This window comes from Sulfitobacter sp. SH22, assembly GCF_965641905.1.
Classification (GTDB): Bacteria; Pseudomonadota; Alphaproteobacteria; order Rhodobacterales; family Rhodobacteraceae; genus Sulfitobacter.
This window is the reverse complement of record NZ_OZ282573.1, coordinates 1,057,760-1,075,813: the sequence shown is the minus strand read 5'-3', so window position 1 is coordinate 1,075,813 and position 18,054 is coordinate 1,057,760. Positions and strand designations below refer to the sequence as shown.

Annotated in this window: 17 protein-coding genes; 7 read left to right on the top strand and 10 right to left on the bottom strand. The window is 58.2% G+C overall.

Translation table 11 applies throughout. The features are described from left to right. Positions 1–126 precede the first annotated feature (126 nt). From ACSQ13_RS07250 to ACSQ13_RS07235, 4 genes are read left to right on the top strand one after another with little or no spacing between them, the layout of a single operon-like run. Complete coding sequence (locus tag ACSQ13_RS07250) at positions 127–1,713, top strand: L,D-transpeptidase family protein (RefSeq protein ID WP_295509110.1); 1,587 nt, start codon at positions 127–129, stop codon at positions 1,711–1,713. Between the two features lie 26 nt (positions 1,714–1,739). Beyond that, the gene (lpxD, locus tag ACSQ13_RS07245) at positions 1,740–2,831 is read left to right on the top strand and encodes a UDP-3-O-(3-hydroxymyristoyl)glucosamine N-acyltransferase (protein ID WP_176249117.1); all 1,092 of its coding nucleotides are present in this window, start codon (positions 1,740–1,742) and stop codon (positions 2,829–2,831) included. A 35-nt stretch (positions 2,832–2,866) separates the two neighbouring features. Then, on the top strand, positions 2,867–3,124 hold the full coding sequence (locus ACSQ13_RS07240) for an acyl carrier protein (protein ID WP_295508997.1): 258 nt from the start codon (positions 2,867–2,869) through the stop codon (positions 3,122–3,124). Between the two features lie 5 nt (positions 3,125–3,129). After that, positions 3,130–4,338: a beta-ketoacyl-[acyl-carrier-protein] synthase family protein gene (locus ACSQ13_RS07235; RefSeq protein ID WP_295508995.1), complete on the top strand. Its 1,209-nt coding sequence runs from the start codon at positions 3,130–3,132 to the stop codon at positions 4,336–4,338. Between the two features lie 81 nt (positions 4,339–4,419). Here the strand turns inward: ACSQ13_RS07235 and ACSQ13_RS07230 are convergent, their stop codons facing one another. Beyond that, positions 4,420–5,064, bottom strand: coding sequence for an invasion associated locus B family protein (locus ACSQ13_RS07230; protein WP_295508993.1), 645 nt, complete (start codon positions 5,062–5,064; stop codon positions 4,420–4,422). A 448-nt stretch (positions 5,065–5,512) separates the two neighbouring features. Here ACSQ13_RS07230 and ACSQ13_RS07225 point away from each other — a divergent pair, with 448 nt between their 5' ends. Further along, on the top strand, positions 5,513–7,063 hold the full coding sequence (locus tag ACSQ13_RS07225; RefSeq protein ID WP_295508990.1) for a helicase HerA-like domain-containing protein: 1,551 nt from the start codon (positions 5,513–5,515) through the stop codon (positions 7,061–7,063). Between the two features lie 88 nt (positions 7,064–7,151). On the opposite strand, the gene ACSQ13_RS07220 is transcribed toward ACSQ13_RS07225, so the two are convergent. From ACSQ13_RS07220 to ACSQ13_RS07185, 8 genes are all read right to left on the bottom strand, one after another. Continuing rightward, the gene (locus ACSQ13_RS07220; RefSeq protein WP_176249112.1) at positions 7,152–8,456 is read right to left on the bottom strand and encodes a branched-chain amino acid ABC transporter permease; all 1,305 of its coding nucleotides are present in this window, start codon (positions 8,454–8,456) and stop codon (positions 7,152–7,154) included. Next, positions 8,453–9,463 (bottom strand): branched-chain amino acid ABC transporter permease, encoded by a 1,011-nt coding sequence (locus tag ACSQ13_RS07215; protein ID WP_176249111.1) that lies wholly within the window; start codon positions 9,461–9,463, stop codon positions 8,453–8,455. The genes ACSQ13_RS07220 and ACSQ13_RS07215 overlap by 4 nt, the downstream gene beginning before the upstream one ends. Beyond that, on the bottom strand, positions 9,463–9,909 hold the full coding sequence (locus ACSQ13_RS07210) for a hypothetical protein (RefSeq protein WP_295508985.1): 447 nt from the start codon (positions 9,907–9,909) through the stop codon (positions 9,463–9,465). Before ACSQ13_RS07210 ends, ACSQ13_RS07215 begins: the two co-directional genes overlap by 1 nt. A gap of 2 nt (positions 9,910–9,911) precedes the next feature. Further along, positions 9,912–10,733: an ABC transporter ATP-binding protein gene (locus ACSQ13_RS07205; RefSeq protein WP_176249109.1), complete on the bottom strand. Its 822-nt coding sequence runs from the start codon at positions 10,731–10,733 to the stop codon at positions 9,912–9,914. Between the two features lie 11 nt (positions 10,734–10,744). Continuing rightward, entirely contained in the window at positions 10,745–11,311 is a 567-nt protein-coding gene (locus ACSQ13_RS07200) for a hypothetical protein (RefSeq protein WP_176249108.1), read from the bottom strand. After that, positions 11,308–12,081 (bottom strand): ABC transporter ATP-binding protein, encoded by a 774-nt coding sequence (locus ACSQ13_RS07195; RefSeq protein WP_176249107.1) that lies wholly within the window; start codon positions 12,079–12,081, stop codon positions 11,308–11,310. Before ACSQ13_RS07195 ends, ACSQ13_RS07200 begins: the two co-directional genes overlap by 4 nt. Before the next feature lie 95 nt (positions 12,082–12,176). After that, entirely contained in the window at positions 12,177–13,370 is a 1,194-nt protein-coding gene (locus ACSQ13_RS07190; RefSeq protein ID WP_176249106.1) for an ABC transporter substrate-binding protein, read from the bottom strand. A gap of 195 nt (positions 13,371–13,565) precedes the next feature. Next, a complete protein-coding gene (locus ACSQ13_RS07185) occupies positions 13,566–14,570 on the bottom strand; it encodes a GlxA family transcriptional regulator (RefSeq protein ID WP_176249105.1) in 1,005 nt (334 codons plus the stop codon). A 199-nt stretch (positions 14,571–14,769) separates the two neighbouring features. On the opposite strand from ACSQ13_RS07185, the gene ACSQ13_RS07180 reads away from it, so the two are divergent. After that, on the top strand, positions 14,770–16,140 hold the full coding sequence (locus ACSQ13_RS07180; protein WP_176249104.1) for a class II 3-deoxy-7-phosphoheptulonate synthase: 1,371 nt from the start codon (positions 14,770–14,772) through the stop codon (positions 16,138–16,140). Between the two features lie 105 nt (positions 16,141–16,245). Here ACSQ13_RS07180 and ACSQ13_RS07175 read toward each other — a convergent pair whose 3' ends face one another. After that, positions 16,246–16,863, bottom strand: a complete 618-nt coding sequence (locus tag ACSQ13_RS07175) for a PAS domain-containing protein (RefSeq protein WP_295508978.1) — start codon at positions 16,861–16,863, stop codon at positions 16,246–16,248. Positions 16,864–17,162: 299 nt separating this feature from the next. Between ACSQ13_RS07175 and ACSQ13_RS07170 the strand changes: the two genes are divergently transcribed. Beyond that, positions 17,163–18,053 (top strand): YicC/YloC family endoribonuclease, encoded by an 891-nt coding sequence (locus tag ACSQ13_RS07170; protein ID WP_295508976.1) that lies wholly within the window; start codon positions 17,163–17,165, stop codon positions 18,051–18,053. Position 18,054 lies beyond the last annotated feature (1 nt).

The following is an 18,054-nucleotide window of genomic DNA, read 5'->3' as shown; positions in this document are numbered from 1 at the left end:
GATCACACGGATTGTTATTGGACAAAATCCAGTGGTTCCACGCGTTATCGGAACCAATTGTATTTTAGGCTTTCGGAGGAATCGATGATTAGAAATTTGGGAACTGTGGCAGGTGCCACGCGCGGCATGACCGGCATTCTGGCCGCCGCTGCGACAGCCCTTCTGATTTCCACCTTGCCTGCACCTGTATTTGCGCAGGTGACCGCCTTTAAACAAGCCGTGGCCGAAGCTGCGGCGCGCGATGCCGATATTGCTGCCTATTACCGCACCCATGATTACGAGGCGGTCTGGACCGAAGGGTCAGACACCCACCGTGCGCGGCGCGCTGCACTGATGGCTGCCATCACAACGGCAGACAAACACGGGTTGCCGCTGGCGCGCTATGATCCGACCGGGCTGATGGCGACGTTGAAGAATGCCAAAACCCCGCGTGATCGTGGCCTGGCCGAAGTCGAGATGACCCGGGTATTCTTGCAATATGCCCGCGATCTGCAAACCGGCGTGCTGATCCCGTCGCGCATCGACAGTTCAATCGTGCGCGAAGTCCCGTATCGCGACCGCCAGACCTATATTGCGGATTTCATCAAATCCGAACCGATGCCATTTTTGCGCAACCTGCGCCCCCGGACGTTGGAATATAACGCATTGATGCGCGAAAAGCTCGAGATGGAAGCGCTGCTGTCCAAGGGCGGTTGGGGTCCTGTTGTGCCTGCGCCCTCGCTCAAACCCGATGCCCAAGGCAATGCGGTTGTCGCATTGCGCAACCGTCTGATCGCGATGGGCTATCTGAAACGCTCCAATTCGATGACCTATGACAAGGTCATGCAAGAAGCCGTGCGCGCGTTTCAGCAAGACCACGGTTTGAACGACGACGGTGTTGCCGGTGCCGCGACCATGTCCGAGATCAACAAAAGCGTCGAAACCCGGTTGAAATCTGTGATCGTCGCGATGGAGCGTGAACGCTGGCTGAACAAGGAACGTGGCGCGCGGCATATTCTGGTGAACATCCCTGCCTTTACCGCAGCCGTGATTGATGACGGTCGGGTCACCTTCGAGACGCGTTCGGTTGTCGGGGCCAATGAAGACGGCCGCCATACGCCCGAATTTTCCGATACGATGGAATATATCGTTATCAACCCCACATGGACGGTGCCGCGGTCAATCGTGACCAAGGAATATCTGCCCTCGATGCAGCGCAACGCCGGTGCGGCAGGTCACATTGATCTGATCGACGGCAATGGGCGCGTCGTTAATCGGGGATCGGTGAATTTCAGCCGCTATAATGCGCGCAACTTCCCCTTTGGGATGCGTCAAAAGTCGGGGGTGCGCAACGCGCTTGGGCTGGTAAAGTTTATTTTTCCCAACAAATACAACATCTACCTGCATGACACGCCGTCCAAAAACCTGTTTGCCCGTGATGTGCGCGCGTTCAGCCACGGCTGCGTGCGTCTGGCCGATCCGTTTGATTTTGCCTATACGTTGCTGGCCGCTCAGGTCGATGATCCGGTGAAATTCTTCAAGGCGCAGCTGGCCACGGGCCGCGAGACATTTGTGCATCTGGATAATGAACTGCCGGTCCACCTGATCTACCGCACCGCCTTTACCACGCCGCGCGGGCATACCCAGTATCGTGACGATATCTATGGGCGTGACGCCAAGATCTGGGATGCGCTCAGCAAGGCAGGGGTAGCATTGGGCGCTGTTCAGGGTTAATTCATCCCCGACAAGGGGAATGAACCATGCGCCATACCATTCAAGAAATTGCCGTGTCACTGGGGGCGACAGCCGTTGGTGACACTTCGATTAGGATCGAAAAACTGGCCGAGCCGGCACAGGCCGGACCCAATGATCTTGCCCTCGCGATGAGCCCCAAATACGCCGAAAGCCTATCCGAAGGGACGGCACAGGCGGCAATGCTGTGGCCCGATGCAGATTGGCAAGCGCTTGGCCTGAAGGCCGCGATCCTGCCGGACCGCCCGCGCTATGCCATGTCGGGCCTCACGAAAATGATGGACCCCGGACAGGGCTTTGCGCCGGGCATTCACCCGATGGCGGTCATTGATCCCACGGCGGAACTGGGCGCAGATGTGTCGGTCGGGCCTTTCACGGTCATCGCGGCGGGCGTGAAAATCGGCGCGGGCAGCATGATCGGGCCGCAGTGCCACATCGGCAAGGATGCGCAACTGGGCCGCAACGCCTATCTGCGCGATCATGTCAGCATCGGCGCGCGGGTCACCATTGGTGATGATTTCATCGCGCAGCCGGGGGCCTGTATCGGCGGCGACGGGTTTTCGTTTGTGACGCCAGAACCCAGCACGGTCGAACAGACCCGCAAGACGCTCGGCGATCGCGGTGACACAAAAGCGCAACAATGGACGCGTATCCACAGCCTTGGCAGTGTGACCATCGGGAACGACGTTGAATGTGGCATGAATTGTACGATCGACAGTGGCACCATCCGCGACACGGTGATCGGTGATGGCACCAAATTGGATAATCAGGTCCATCTTGGGCATAATGTGGTGATCGGCACCAACAGCCTGATTTGCGGGCAGGTGGGCATCGCGGGGTCAGCGACCATTGGCAACAATGTCGTGCTTGGCGGGCAATGCGGCGTCAGCGACAATATCTTTGTGGGCGACGGGGTCATTGCGGGCGGCAGTACCAAGCTGATGTCGAACGTGCCTGCCGGGCGGGCCATGCTGGGCTATCCCGCAACAGAGATGAGCAAGCAAATCGACAGCTACAAAGCGTTGCGGCGTCTGCCCCGTTTGCTGCGCGATTTTGCGGCCTTGAAGAAAGAATTGTCCAAACCCGACGCCGATGCATAACGCGCAAGGGGGACAGATAAGAAGGAGAGCCCGGAGTGAGCATTCAAGATCAGGTCATTGCCATCCTTGCGGAACAAGCCGTGTTGGAGCCATCAGACGTCACGATGGCAAGCACGCTTGAGGATCTGGGCATTGACAGTATGGGCGTGGTCGAAAGCATCTTTGCCATCGAAGAAGCCTTTGATATCTCGGTGCCGTTCAACGCCAACCAGCCGGAAGCGTCGGATTTCGACATCTCGAGCGTGGCCAGCATTGTCGCGGGCATCGAACGTCTGAAAGCCGAGCAGGGTTAGAACCTGTGAAACGTGTAGTCATCACCGGGGCCGGGACGATCAACGCGCTTGGCCTGAATGTGCCAGACACGATGGTCGCCATGCAAAACGGTGTCTGCGGCATCGGCCCGCTTGAATTTCGCGATGTCGATCGGCTGTCGATCCAGATCGGCGGTCAGGTCAAGAATTTCGAAGCCGAAGCCCGCCATAACCGCCAGCAAATGTCGCTATACGATCGCTTCACGCAATTCACTCTGGCGGCTGCAAAACAGGCGATTGATCAATCCGGCCTGACGTTTTCGGGCGAATTATCCGCGAAAGCGGGGGTTGTCTTGGGAACGGCTGGCGGCGGTGTCAGCACCTGGGACGACAATTACCGCGCCGTCTATGAAGAAGGCAAAAACCGCGTTCACCCCTTTGTCGTGCCCAAGCTGATGAACAACGCGGCCGCTGCCCATGTGAGCATGGAACATAACCTCAAGGGGCCGTCGTTTACGGTTTCGACGGCATGTGCGTCCTCCAATCACGCGATGGCTCAGGCCTTCGCGATGGTGCGCTCTGGCATGGCCCCGGTGATGGTCACCGGCGGGTCTGAATCAATGCTGTGCTTTGGCGGGGTCAAAGCCTGGGAAGGTCTGCGCGTCATGAGCCGCGATGCCTGCCGCCCGTTTTCAGCCAACCGCAACGGGATGGTCCAGGGCGAAGGGGCAGGGGTTTTCGTATTCGAGGATTATGACCACGCCCGCGCCCGCGGTGCCGATATCCTGTGCGAGGTGATCGGCTTTGCCATGACATCGGATGCCAGCGATATCGTGATGCCATCCAAAGCAGGGGCCGCCCGCGCAATGAAGGGCGCATTGCAAGACGCGCAAATCAACGGGGATCAGGTCGGCTATATCAACGCCCATGGCACGGGCACGGCAGCCAATGACAAAACCGAATGCGCGGCTGTGGCGGATGTGTTCGGGGCCCATGCAGACCGATTGATGATCAGTTCGACCAAGTCAATGCACGGGCATCTGATTGGTGGCACGGGCGCTGTTGAATTGCTGGCCTGTATCATGGCGCTGCGTGACGGGGTCATTGCCCCCACGATCGGCTATCAGGAACCCGACCCCGAATGCGCCCTTGATGTGGTCCCCAATGTCGCCCGCGATGCCAAGGTCACGGTCGCCCTGTCGAATGCCTTTGCCTTTGGCGGCATGAACGCTGTGATCGCGTTACGCAAAATCTAGCGGCATAACCTAGGGCAGGGCCCGTGAAAAAGGCCGCCCCGGTGACGAGACGGCCTTGGATCATGTGAAAGAGAACCAGATTTACTGTTCAATAACCGATGACTTGTCAAAGGATGCTGTAAAGCCGTCCAGCGACAGGGCCAGTTCTACGGTCTGGTCAGGTGCCAATGCCGGCACGATGGTGATCACCGCTTCTTTGCCACGCTTGAAGGCTGCAATATCGTCGGCGGTCAGACCCATGCGGACATAGCAACCAACGGGGTTACAAAAGGCATAAGGGTAGCGGCGCGCTTTGCCGCCATCGACAGAAATGCTCAGCTGGGCGGTCAGGGCTGTTTCCAGCGGAACAACAACCGTTGCACCTGCCGTGGCCTTGCCGCCATCGGGCAAGCGGAACAACGAGAATTCGGCCACGGGCACGCCCTGGCCGTCATCCATCAACTGATACATCTGGCAGGGGTCGGTCTCTTGCTCGGTCTTGATGCAGCGCATTTCCCACGAACCGATCACCTCTTTGGTGTAAGGCTTGCCAACATCGGTATTGGCCTCGGTCTCGTCACCCATGCTGAGCTGCGATTCAATCGTGCTGGTCACCGGCGCGGTCTTTGTTTCCGGAGCCGGTGTTTCTGTTGTGGTTTCAGTCGTTGCGGTTTGCGCGAAAGACGCCACAGGCAGGGTCATAGCCAATGCTGCACAAAGGGGAAGGATGTTCAAATACTTGTTCATGCTTGGTCCAAATCAGTTAAATTTAATAGCATTTACCATGTCATAAAATGAATGTCAGGCAAGATACGCTGGCATTGCAAAACGATCCGGCAGTTTCTTGCTGATGTCACAAGAAAATCCGGGGCCCGAAAAGAAAAAAGGACGCAAAGCGCCCTTTCCCCTGTTCTTCTTTTCTCCCCGTCGGACTGGGCCGACTTATTGAGGGAAGGTTACGAAAGCGCACAAGGGCGGTCAATAGGAAATATGCAATATTGTCGGATACTTATGCTGCGCCGCAGCAAAAAAAGGCCGTACCCGAAGGCACGGCCAGTCTGACAGGGAGGAAGTGTTCACGGATCAAAAGGACATGTCGATCCGGAACATATTCACTATGGTACACAAACGTTAAGTTTGTATGCTTATGCGGCACTTTGCCCGCTGCGGCGGGACCTAAAAGGATGATGAATACGTGACAAATGATATCTTTATCGGGGGCGGCGGCCCAGACTATGCCACGCAGCAGTTTCTGAGCCTTGGCTATGCCAACCGCCACGGGCTGATTGCGGGGGCGACGGGGACGGGTAAAACCGTAACGCTGCAAATTCTGGCCGAAGGGTTTTCGGCCCAGGGCGTGCCGGTGTTCCTGTCTGATGTCAAAGGTGATCTTTCCGGGCTCGCCAGTGCCGGTTCCGAGACCCACAAGCTGCACGGTCCCTTTACGGAGCGCGCCAAGAAAATCGGCTTTGACGATTTTGCATATGCGTCTTTCCCGGTCGCGTTCTGGGATATGTTCGGCGAACAAGGCCACCCGGTGCGCACGACAGTCTCCGAGATGGGACCGCTGCTGCTGGGGCAGTTGCTGGGCCTGAGCGAGGCGCAAGAGGGCATTTTGAACATCGCCTTTCGCGTGGCGGACGAAGACGGCATGCCGCTGCTTGATCTCAAGGATCTACAGGCGCTGCTGGTCTGGGTCGGTGAAAACGCCTCCACCCTTGCCCTGCGTTATGGCAATGTCTCTGCCGCATCGGTGGGCACGATCCAACGCCGCTTGCTGGTGTTGGAAAACCAGGGTGCCGCCGATCTGTTTGGGGAACCGGCGCTCGAACTCTCCGATCTGATGCGCACCGATTCCGACGGGCGCGGGTTCATCAACATTCTGGCCGCCGACAAGCTGATGAGCTCGCCCAAGCTCTATGCCACCTTCCTGTTGTGGCTGCTGTCAGAACTGTTCGAAGAACTTCCCGAAGTCGGCGATCCGGATAAACCCAAGCTGGTGTTCTTCTTTGACGAAGCCCACCTGCTGTTCGACGACGCCCCCAAAGCCTTGGTGGACAAGGTCGAACAGGTCGCGCGGCTGATCCGCTCCAAAGGTGTCGGCGTCTATTTCATCACCCAAAACCCTGCTGACGTCCCCGAAGACATCCTTGGCCAGCTTGGCAACCGCATCCAGCACGCTTTGCGCGCCTTTACCGCCAAGGACCGCAAGGAACTGCGCATGGCCGCGCAAACCTACCGCGAGAACCCGCGCTTCGACACCGAAGAAGCGATCCGCGAGGTCGGCGTCGGGGAGGCCGTGACCTCGATGTTGCAGAAAAAAGGGGTGCCGGGGATTGTCGAACGTACACTGATCCGCCCGCCGTCCTCCCAGCTTGGCCCGATTGATGACGCGACACGCGCCGCCCTGATGGCGCAAAGCGCCATGGCCACGAAATACAACACCCGCCTAGATCGCGAATCCGCCTTCGAGATGTTGGCCAAACGTGCTGATGACGCCGCCAAAGCCGCCGCAGCGGCCGAAGCCGAAGCGGAAGCAGAAGAAGCCACACCCACCTTGCGCGAATTCAATGCCGCGCGCCGCTATGCGGGCAAAGGCGTTGACCGCTCGACCTCCAAACCCGCCGACAAAAAAGGCGAAAGCTTCGGGGGGGCGATTGCAAATGTTGTGATAAAGGAACTGAAAGGCACCACAGGACGGCGCATCGTTCGCGGTATCCTGGGCGGCTTGTTCAAAGGGCGCTAGGCCCCATTCCAAATGGACTAAAATCCTCGCCGAAGGCTGGCCTTATCCCACGGGGGATAAGGCCTTTTCTTTGTTCAGACTCTGAACCCTATTTTTCGGGGATCAACCCGCGCGGGCTGAACCGCAAGACCAGCAACAGCACCGCACCCATGGTCATCAACCTCATATGGGCGGCGGATTCGATCAGGTGGTCTTTCAACCAATAGCCGTCGTTCATGCCATAGGTGATCATGTTCATCAGCCAAAGGCCCATCGGCTCTACCATGACCCACAGGTACCACATCAGGAACCCGCCCAAGACGGCCCCGAAGTTGTTGCCGGACCCGCCGACAATCACCATCACCCAGATCAAAAAGGTAAAGCGCAACGGCTGGTAAGACCCCGGTGTCAGCTGGCTGTCCAAGGTGGTCATCATAGCACCCGCAATCCCGCAGATGGCAGAGCCAAGGATGAACACTTGCAAATGCCGCGCGGTGACGTCCTTGCCCATGGCTTCGGCGGCGACTTCATTGTCGCGGATCGCGCGCAGCATCCGGCCCCAGGGGGAGTTCAGCGCCCGCTGGCTCATCCATAGCAACAGCAACAGCACCGCCGCGAACAGCACGATGTACAGGAACTTGACCCAAAGCGTTGACCCTTCGACGGGATCAAATCCGAAACCGGCGGCGCGTTCAACAAAGCCGGGATTGTTTTGCAGGTCGATCTCGTAGGGAACGGGACGCGGGATGCCGATGACGTTTTTCACGCCGCGCGACAGCCAGTCTTCGTTCTTGAGGACGGCAATGATGATCTCGGCGATGCCAAGGGTCGCAATGGCCAGATAATCCGACCGCAAGCCAAGCGCGGTCTTCCCGATCACCCAAGCGGCCCCGGCGGCGAACAAGCCGCCCACGGGCCAGGCGATGATCACAGGCAGGCCAAGCCCGCCAAGATATCCGGTATGCGCAGGATTGACGGCTTCGACCGCCGCGACCGACGGGTCAAACACGGCACGGAACAAAAAGAACCCGCCGATCAGAACCACCAGAACCACAACAGTGCGCCGCCAGCCCTTGGCCATGCGTTTCATCACCTGAACGGCTGCAATCACGGTGCCAGCCCCCAGCAGCAGGGCACCCAGAATACCCCAGCCCCCCGCAGACCACGCGCCTTCGGTGGCGGGCATGCCGATCAGAACCGCCGCCAGCCCCCCCAAGGCGACAAAGCCCATGATGCCCACGTTAAACAGGCCGGCAAAACCCCATTGCAGGTTCACGCCCAAGGCCATGATGCTGGAAATCAGCCCCATGGAGATAATCAGCAGCGCCGCGTTCCAGCTTTGTGCAAAGCCGGTATAGACGATCAGGGCTGCAATAATCGCGAATAATGCGGTGTTTCTAAGCGTCTCGTTCATACCGATTGCCCCTTGAACAGACCTGTGGGTTTGAACAGCAACACGATCAACAAGATCACAAAGCTGACGGCGAATTTATAGTCGGTGGACAAGAGTTGGACCAACCCGTCCGGCTCCATGCCTGCGGGCATCATATACCCCAAAACCTTTTTCCACGCATAGGTGATGGTGACTTCGGAAAAGGCGATGACGAAACCACCGGCGATGGCCCCCACAGGGTTGCCAAGACCGCCCACAATAGCCGAGGCAAAGATCGGCAGCAGCAGTTGGAAATAGGTGAAGGGTTTGAACGACTTATCAAGGCCATAGAGAACGCCCGCGGTGGTCGCCAGGCAGGCCACGATGATCCATGTGATCATCACCACACGTTCGGGGTTGATCCCTGACAGCAGCGCCAGATCCTCGTTATCGGAATAGGCGCGCATGGATTTGCCCGACCGGGTTTTGTTCAGGAACCAGAACAACACCGCAACCACGATAATGGCGGTGATCACGGTCAGCCCTTGGGTGGTCTTGATCGCCAGACCTTCTTCCAGACCGGTCATCTTTTTAAAAGTCCGTGCCGAGATGATGAACCGTTCGCCATCAAGGAAATTCTTGTCGTCAGACCCGATGATAAACCGCGTGATGCCGTTATAGATGAACGTCACCCCCAGTGACACGATCACGAAAATCACCGGCTTGGCCTTCTTCTCGCGGTAAAAGCGATAGACGACGCGGTCGGTGCCTAGCAGCAACCCGATGGTCAGCAAAATCGCAAAGGGCAGGGCCAGCAATGCGGTTGGCAGCACCCACAGGTGCAGACCGATGGCCTGAAACCCCCAGGTGATCAACACCGCCGACATCGCCCCAAGCGCCATGGTATCGCCATGGGCAAAGTTCGAAAATCGCAAGATGCCGTAAACCAGTGTCACCCCAAGCGCACCAAGCGCAAGCTGCGAGCCATAGGCGATGCCGGGGACCAGCACGTAGTTGGCCAGTGCTACAAAAGCGTTCAAAAAATCCATCAGTTGCATGTCCCTAGATAGCTGATGACGAAAGGCCCGTCAGCATAATGCACGGTATAGCGCGTGGCACCGTTTTCAGTGATCGTGATCAGGTGGCGCGCTGCAAAAGTCCCCCCCGACAACGAGATCGATTTTCCCGAAGTAACGCCCAGCATTTCTACCGTTTCCGCGTCGGTGACCATTTGGGCCTGAACCACCAGATCATCCGGAGATAATCCGCCGCCCATGCCTGTAATCACAGGGGTGAATTCGGTTTCGGTGCAGGGTTCGTTTTCAACGCATTCGGTGACGAAATTGCACTGGCGCTTGATTTCCTGCCGGAAGGGGGCTGTCTCGATCGTCAGACTGTCTGCGGGCGCGCTGTCGGCATGATCATCGACGGCATCGCTGGCCTGCGCGAAAACGGGCGCGCAGGCGATCAAAGCAAGGGAAAGGATCAGTCGCATCCTCATCCCCCCAAGAACGATTTGCGGACTTCGGGGTCGTTCAGCAGTTCCTTGCCAGTGCCGGTAAACGCATTGGCCCCTTGCACCAGAACATAACCTTTGTCCGCGATTTCAAGCGCTTGGCGGGCGTTTTGTTCCACCATGAGGATCGGGATACCGGTGCGCGCGACTTCGATAATGCGGTCGAACAATTCATCCATCACGATGGGGCTGACGCCTGCGGTGGGTTCGTCCAGCATCAAAACCTTGGGCTGGGTCATCAACGCACGGCCCACGGCGACTTGCTGGCGCTGGCCGCCCGACAATTCACCCGCCGCCTGATAGCGCTTGTCCTTGAGGATCGGGAACAGGTCATAGACCTGCGCCATGGTATCGCGGAAATCGTCGCGGCGGATAAAGGCACCCATCTCGAGGTTTTCCTCGACGGTCATCGAGGTAAAGATATTCGAGGTTTGCGGCACGAACCCCATGCCCTTGGCCACGCGGTCCTGCGGCGACAGGGCGGTGATGTCTTCGCCGTCCAGCCGCACGTGACCCTGACGCACGTCCAGCATCCCGAACACGGCCTTCATCGCGGTGGATTTGCCCGCGCCATTGGGGCCGACGATCACGGCGATTTCGCCTTTTTCCACGGCAATGGTGCAGTCGTGCAGAATATCGGGCCCTTTGCCATAGCCGCCCGTCATGGCCTCGCCAATCAGGAAGGGGCCACCGGGGGCCGCATGGCTTTTGCCGCCCTGTCTGACGGGCTGCGCCGTGCCTTGGCCTTTGGTATTGCCGATCGAGAGGTCTTTGTTACCTCGATCACCATATGGGTCGCTCATGTCAGCCTCTTTCAGTCGGTGCCGCTGGTGGGCGGGTCTATGTTGTCAGCGCAAGACAGAGCGTCCTCGCAGGTGTCGCGCAGCATCATCGCCACGTCAAAGGACATCTTTTCCATGTCCTCAAGCGGTGTTGTGTCAGCCGTATCCAGATACAGCATGATCCGTGCAGGGCCGACCTGCGACAGCATCACCGCGCTGAGGGTACGGTCGCCGTTGATCTTGTCATATTGCAGGTGGCGCAGGGTCAGCCCGCGCGGGGTTACGATCTTGTCGACCTGCAAAACTTCCAAGGGGGCACTGTCGTCGGCCGCAACCCATTGGGAATAGGTCGCGAATTGTTCATCAAGGGTGGCCACGCTGTCGGTGATCTCGAACCCCGGCCATTCCTGAGTGAAGTTCAGGATATAGTCTTCGATATAGCGCGTGGATCCATCGCCGATGACGTCCCATTTGGCGGCTTCCCACGCGGTGCCCCGGTCGCACATCCACACGTCCGCAGACAGTTGCGCACAGGCAAGGGACGCCTGCGGCAACGCCAAAGCGGCGGTGAGTGTCAGAAGTGCGAAACGGTACTTCATGCGGTCTTGTTCTTGAGGCCCGTGCCAAGATAGGCTTCGATGACTTGTTCGTTGGCTTTGATCTCGGGCAGGGTGCCTTGGGCCAGAACCTTGCCTTCGGCCATGCAGATCACCGGATCACACAGGCGGCCGATGAAATCCATGTCGTGTTCGATAACCACAAAAGTATAGCCGCGTTCCTGATTGAGCCGGATAATCGCGTCGCCAATGGTATTGAGCAGCGTGCGGTTCACGCCTGCGCCGACCTCGTCCAGAAACACGATCTTGGCGTCAACCATCATGGTGCGGCCAAGTTCCAGCAGTTTTTTCTGACCACCCGAGATTTGACCGGCCTTTTGCTCGGCCAGATGTTCGACGGTCAGAAATTCCAGCACTTCGTCGGCCTTGGCGCGCAGGGCGCGTTCCTGATCGGCGATGCGTTTGCGGCCAAACCAGGTGTTCCAGAGTGTTTCGCCCACCTGATCGCCGGGCACCATCATCAGGTTCTCGCGGCAGGTCATCGAGGAAAATTCATGGGCAATCTGGAAGGTACGCAGCAACCCTTTGTGGAATAATTCGTGGGGCGGCAGGCCGGTGATGTCTTCGCCATCCATCGTGACACGGCCCGACGTTGGTTTAAGAACGCCTGCGATCACATTGAAAAGAGTGGTTTTTCCCGCGCCGTTGGGGCCGATCAATCCGGTGATTGTGCCTTTGCCAATGGTCAGGCTGGCCCCGTCGACGGCATGAAAGCCACCGAAGTGTTTGTGTACATCGTCAACGACGATCATATGACTATCCCTGTGTCCGCGTCGTAGATGCGCGGTAAACTTTTGAAAACAGCAGCCCGGTTGCCCGGACTGCTGTCATTTTAGCGTCTAAAGGCTTATTTGAAACCGATGGTTTCGATCACGCCGTCTTTGACTTCGATCATGCGGTAGGTACCCGCAGATTCACCGGGTCCGATCAGTTCGACCGCGGATGCGCCGACATAGTCGATATCCGTGCCAGCCGCGATCAGCTCAAGCGCTTTTGCCAGTTCACCAGGATAGATTTTTTCGCCCGGTGCGTTGGCAACGTCGAGGATCTTTGGGCCGTAAGCCGCTGGATCGGTCGAGTTTGCCGCCTGCATGGCCAGCAAGAACAGCGCCGCTGCGTCATACGATTCTGGTGTGTAAGGCGATGTGCCGTTAAAGCCCGCGTCTTCGGCCATTTTGGTGAAGACTTCGATGCCTTGACCTTCGGAACCGGCGATCTGGCCGTAGGAGCCGTTCAGATCGTCACCGATACGACCGGGCAATGTGTCACCGATCATCCCGCCGGGCAGGCCGAATGTGTCGAATGCACCTGTGTCCAGCGCGGCGTTGATGATGCCAGGACCGCCTTGGTCAAGGTAACCCGCAACAACCAAGATTTCGCCACCGGCAGATGCCAGCGCGCCAACTTCGGCAGAGTAATCGGCTTTGCCGTCTTCATGGGCTGCAACGATGGTGACTTCACCGCCGATTGCCTCGAACGAAGTCTGGATCGCGTCAGCAAGACCCTTGCCATAGTCGTTGTTGGTGTAGGTCAGCGCGATGGATTTCACGCCACGCTCTTGCAGGATTTCTGCCATAACCTGACCTTCACGCGCATCCGATGGGGAGGTGCGGAAGAACAAGCCGTTGTCTTCCATTGTGGACAGACCGGGCGATGTGGCGGAAGGCGAGATCATTGCCATGCCGTTTGGAATAGCGACGTTTTGCAAAACCGCACCGGTTACACCGGAACAATCCGCACCGATCAGACCGTTGATGCCTTCGGCGATCAGACGTTCAGCACCGGCCACGGCCAGCGCGTTATCAATACAACCCGAATCCGCACGCAGGGGCGTTACGGTTGCGCCGCCCATCAGCTTGCCGCTGTCGGTGACTTCTTTCATGGCCATTTCGGCACCGGACGCCATCGGCCCGGTCAGGGATTCAATCGGGCCGGTAAAGCCGAATACGATCCCCAGTTTAACTTCGTTGGAATGCGAACCCGCGTAAGCGCCCGTCGCAAATAGTGCTGCAGCCGTTGTGGCCATAAGCATCTTTTTCATGGTTGTCTCCCGTGTTGGAACTTTATGTTCAAAACGGAGCCTATGCGGGGATATTGGAAAAGAAAAGTGCTATCAGGCGTTCACGATGGGTCATCTGGGGGTGATTTACGAGAAAACCGTTCTTCTGGTGTGGGATTCACCTTTGAGGGGCGTTCCCCTTGTCCGATCCGGTTTTCCGGCGCTCTGGCTTTGTTCTCAGATCGACAATCGCGCCGCATGGGACCCGCGTTCGCGGTAGGGCGTGGTGTCGTAATGCGCGCGGTAGCATTTGGAGAAATGCGAGGGCGAGGCAAAGCCGCAGGCCAGCGCCACGTTGATCACGCTCATATCGGTTTGCATCAGCAGGTTGCGGGCTTTTTGCAGGCGCAGTTCCATATAGTACCGCTTGGGACTGCGGTTCAGATAGCGGCGGAACAGGCGTTCAAGCTGGCGGGTGGACATGCCCACATCACGGGCCAGGGTCGAGGGGCTGATCGGCTCTTCGATATTGCCTTCCATCATCTGGATGACCTGGCTGAGCTTGGGGTGGCGCACGCCGATGCGGGTGGGCACGGACAGACGCTGGGTATCCTGATCGGTGCGGATCGAGGAATAGATCAGCTGGTCGGCGACCGCATTGGCCAGATCTTCGCCCAGATCATCGGCAATCAGTTTCAGCATCAGGTCGATTGAGGACGTGCCGCCTGCGGTGGTCATGCGGTTGCCATCGACGACAAAAACCGACTTGGTCAGGTTCACCTCTTCGAATTCTTCAGTGAAACTGTCCTGGTTCTCCCAATGGATCGTCGCTTTCTTGCCATCCAGCAAACCGGCTTTGGCAAGGGTAAAGGCCGCCGTGCACAGCCCGCCGATCATCATGCCCTTGCGGGCCTCGCGGCGCAGCCAGCCCAGCAGTTTCTTGGTGGTGGCCGATTGCACGTCGATGCCGCTGCACACCACAAGCGTGTCTTCGCGGCGCACGTCGCCCAGATCGCCATCGAGGGTAAATTGTGCCCCCGCAGAGCAGCTGACATAGGTGCCGCTTTCCCCGATCAAACGCCAGTCATAAGCAGTTCGGCCCGCCATCCGGTTCGCAATGCGCAAACATTCAACCGCCGAAGCAAAGCTCAGCAAAGTGAAGTTTTCGAGCAAGACAAACACAAACAGCTTGGGTTTGTCTTCATTGACCGGAACGCGGATGGCCGATTTGACGTCTGTCATCGTTGCCCTTTCAGGAAATACAGAGTTTTAGGTGTCCAGGTTTTTCTCCCGTAAAACCCGACGAAAACATTGCCCACGGGGCGGGCGCAAGGTCAATAGGTGGAATTCCGTTCTGGTCACCGGGCGCAGGCTTTTGTATACGATAAATTCAACCGTTAGCGCTGGACACCCGGCGCAATTCCTACTTCGGAGAGATGAGATGACCGATTGGACAAAATCAAGCTGGCGCGACAAACCGCGGATCCAGATGCCCGACTATCCAGACCAGACTGAATTGCAGGCGGTCGAGGCCGAATTGTCCCGGTATCCATTGTTGGTTTTTGCAGGCGAAGCGCGCCGGTTGAAAAAGCATCTGGCGGCGGCTGGCCGGGGCGAGGCGTTCTTGCTTCAGGGGGGCGATTGCGCTGAAAGCTTTGAACAGTTCAGCAGCGACATGATCCGCGATACGTTCAAGGTCATGCTGCAAATGGCGATCGTTCTGACCCATGGTGCAAAGGTACCGGTGATCAAGGTGGGTCGTATGGCCGGCCAGTTCGCCAAGCCGCGGTCGGCCCCGACCGAAGTTGTCGATGGTGTCGAGCTGCCCAGCTACCGCGGTGATATCATCAACGGCTTGGACTTCACCCCCGAAGCCCGCATTCCCGACCCCAAAAAGATGTTGCGCGCTTATACGCAGGCGGCGGCAACCTTGAACCTGATCCGCGCGTTTTCGACCGGTGGTTATGCGGATGTGCATCAGGTGCACGGCTGGACCTTGGGCTTTACCGAAAGCGAAAAGGCCGAAAAATACCGCGAAATCGCCAACCGTATTTCCGACACGCTGGATTTCATGGCGGCTGCCGGTGTGACGTCAGAGACGGCGCATACCCTGCAATCGGTTGAATATTATACCAGCCACGAATCGCTTTTGCTCGAGTATGAAGAGGCGCTGTGCCGTCAGGACAGCCAGACCGGCAAGTGGTTGGCGGGTTCCGGTCACATGATCTGGATCGGCGACCGTACCCGTCAGCCCGACGGTGCGCATGTTGAATTTGCCCGTGGCGTACAAAACCCCATCGGGTTGAAATGCGGCCCGACCATGACCAGCGACGACTTGAAAAAGCTGATGAAAACCCTGAACCCGCAAAACGAAGAGGGGCGTCTGACCCTGATCGCGCGGTTCGGTGCGGGCAATGTGGGTGAACACCTGCCGCGCCTGATCAAGACGGTTCAGCAAGAAGGCGCAAATGTGGTTTGGACCTGTGACGCGATGCATGGCAACACCATCAAGTCGTCCAGCGGCTATAAAACACGACCCTTCGATTCCGTGCTGCGTGAAGTGCGCGAATTCTTTGGGGTGCATGCCGCCGAGGGCACCGTGCCCGGTGGCGTACATTTCGAGATGACCGGCCAGGACGTGACCGAATGCACCGGCGGCGTGCGTGCCGTGCAGGACGAGGACCTGTCAGATCGCTACCACACCGCCTGCGATCCACGTCTGAACGCCAGCCAATCGCTGGAACTGGCGTTCCTTGTCGCCGAGGAACTTTCGGCGCGCCGGACGGCACACCAGGCCAAAGCAGCAAGCTAAGCCTGCGAAAACCGAGACAAGGAAAAAGCCGCGTATCTTCCCGATACGCGGCTTTTTTGTGCTTGTGAAACGTTGTGCCTGTGAAACATCGCTGTGAAACGGGGCCTATGTGTCGGATTTCACCAGTCTGAGATAGGGGACACTGCGTTTGCCGCCCGCCAGGCGCGTGCTGGTGGGAGTTATTGGCGGTGGTGCCGGTTCGACTGCCGGTTGGGGCTGCGGGCGTTTGACCGTGATCGGCCTGATCTGGATATTATCGATCTCGAACCGGCAGGGGTCGTCAGAGACGCCGCCCTTGGTGACAAAGCACCCCAACATGCGGCTGACATCGCCCATGTCGCTTTTCAACGGCAGCAAGATCATGCGCCCTTCGGAGCGGCCAATTTCGTTTCTGAGGGACAGCGTGCCGATTGCGGGTGTCTCAAAGAGTTCCTCCATCATGTCGCTGAAGCGGCGGCGCGACTGGGTCGATAGAAACGCAGTAATCGGCATGCCGCGCACTTCCATGCCCATCAGATCGCTCAGATGGCTGCCCGCAATGCGCATCCGCGCCACGCCGGGGGCGACCCGTTCAAGGATAAAGGCATATTCCAAAGCGGATTCGATCCCGCGCGGGTCGATGTCAGATCGCCGCGGCAGCAGTTGATCCTGACGCAACCCATCCCAATAGGCTTCGACCTGGGACGTTGCCGAAAAACTGTGGCCGCTGTGAAAATATGTCATATTCAGAATATTCCGGGGGTCTTGGGGGTCGTTATCCATGAATTTGGCTCGTCTCTTTCACTGTATTCGTTTACCCAGGCGACCGCAGGGCATCGCAATCGCGGAGCGTTGTTTCGAAACGGCCGGCCACCGCCTTGGGATATCCATAGCGATTTCGTTACAAATTTGCAGTTAAATCGCACGAAGTGGTTAATCTCTTGCTAGGGTTTGCCCGAAGCCCCCCACGGCTTTCGACTTGCCCAAATTGGCGCTTTGGCTTTTAAGGCACCCAAAGACACCACAGCCGACAGGATCTCTTTATGATACGTTCAATGACCGGTTTCGCCTCTGGAAATGGCGCGTTGGCCCCCCATAGCTGGGGATGGGAAGTGCGGTCGGTGAACGGCAAGGGGCTGGATCTGCGCCTGCGTGTCCCCGATTGGGTGGACGGGCTTGAGGCGGGGTTGCGCAAGCAGTTGGGCGACGCGGTCGCGCGCGGGAATGTGACCTGCAACCTGCGGATTGCGCGTGATGAAAACACCGGCGGTCTGACCGTGAACGCCGCCCAGCTTGATACGGTGCTGGACGCGCTGCACCAGATCGAAGCGCGGGCCATGGATGCAGGCGTGTCGCTGGCCCCGTCCAAGGCGACCGATATCGTGACCATGCGCGGCGTGCTGGAACAGGCCAATACGGTTGATGATGTGGCGACCCTTGCCAAAACCCTGCTGGCGGAATTTGCGGCGGTTCTGGCTGATTTCAACGCCATGCGCGCCAGCGAAGGGGCGGCTCTTGAAATCGTGTTACAGGCCCAACTGGCCGAGGTTGAAACCCTGACCACCCAAGCCGCAGCCATGGCACAGGACCGCAAGGCCGAGATGGCCCAAACGCTGCAACGCAATCTGGCGCGGGTGCTGGAAAACAGCGACGGCGTTGATGCGGACAGGTTGGCACAGGAACTGGCGCTGATCGCTGTCAAATCCGATGTGACCGAAGAAATCGACCGTCTGCACGCCCATATCGGTGCCGCCCGCGAACTGCTGGTGCAGGGCGGGCCGGTCGGGCGCAAGCTGGATTTCCTGATGCAGGAATTCAACCGCGAGGCCAATACATTGTGCTCAAAGGCGCAGAACAGCGCGTTGACGCGGGTTGGGCTGGCGCTCAAGGCCGTGATCGACCAGATGCGCGAACAAGTACAGAATGTGGAGTAAA

Coding starts and splice junctions, on each gene's coding strand:
- ACSQ13_RS07250 (WP_295509110.1), top strand. CDS start 127: ATGACCGGCATTCTGGCCGCCGCTGCGACAGCCCTTCTGATTTCCACC.
- lpxD (WP_176249117.1), top strand. CDS start 1,740: ATGCGCCATACCATTCAAGAAATTGCCGTGTCACTGGGGGCGACAGCC.
- ACSQ13_RS07230 (WP_295508993.1), bottom strand. CDS start 5,064: ATGAACAAGTATTTGAACATCCTTCCCCTTTGTGCAGCATTGGCTATG.
- ACSQ13_RS07220 (WP_176249112.1), bottom strand. CDS start 8,456: ATGAACGAGACGCTTAGAAACACCGCATTATTCGCGATTATTGCAGCC.
- ACSQ13_RS07215 (WP_176249111.1), bottom strand. CDS start 9,463: ATGGATTTTTTGAACGCTTTTGTAGCACTGGCCAACTACGTGCTGGTC.
- ACSQ13_RS07210 (WP_295508985.1), bottom strand. CDS start 9,909: ATGCGACTGATCCTTTCCCTTGCTTTGATCGCCTGCGCGCCCGTTTTC.
- ACSQ13_RS07205 (WP_176249109.1), bottom strand. CDS start 10,733: ATGAGCGACCCATATGGTGATCGAGGTAACAAAGACCTCTCGATCGGC.
- ACSQ13_RS07200 (WP_176249108.1), bottom strand. CDS start 11,311: ATGAAGTACCGTTTCGCACTTCTGACACTCACCGCCGCTTTGGCGTTG.
- ACSQ13_RS07195 (WP_176249107.1), bottom strand. CDS start 12,081: ATGATCGTCGTTGACGATGTACACAAACACTTCGGTGGCTTTCATGCC.
- ACSQ13_RS07190 (WP_176249106.1), bottom strand. CDS start 13,370: ATGAAAAAGATGCTTATGGCCACAACGGCTGCAGCACTATTTGCGACG.
- ACSQ13_RS07185 (WP_176249105.1), bottom strand. CDS start 14,570: ATGACAGACGTCAAATCGGCCATCCGCGTTCCGGTCAATGAAGACAAA.
- ACSQ13_RS07180 (WP_176249104.1), top strand. CDS start 14,770: ATGACCGATTGGACAAAATCAAGCTGGCGCGACAAACCGCGGATCCAG.
- ACSQ13_RS07175 (WP_295508978.1), bottom strand. CDS start 16,863: ATGACATATTTTCACAGCGGCCACAGTTTTTCGGCAACGTCCCAGGTC.
- ACSQ13_RS07170 (WP_295508976.1), top strand. CDS start 17,163: ATGATACGTTCAATGACCGGTTTCGCCTCTGGAAATGGCGCGTTGGCC.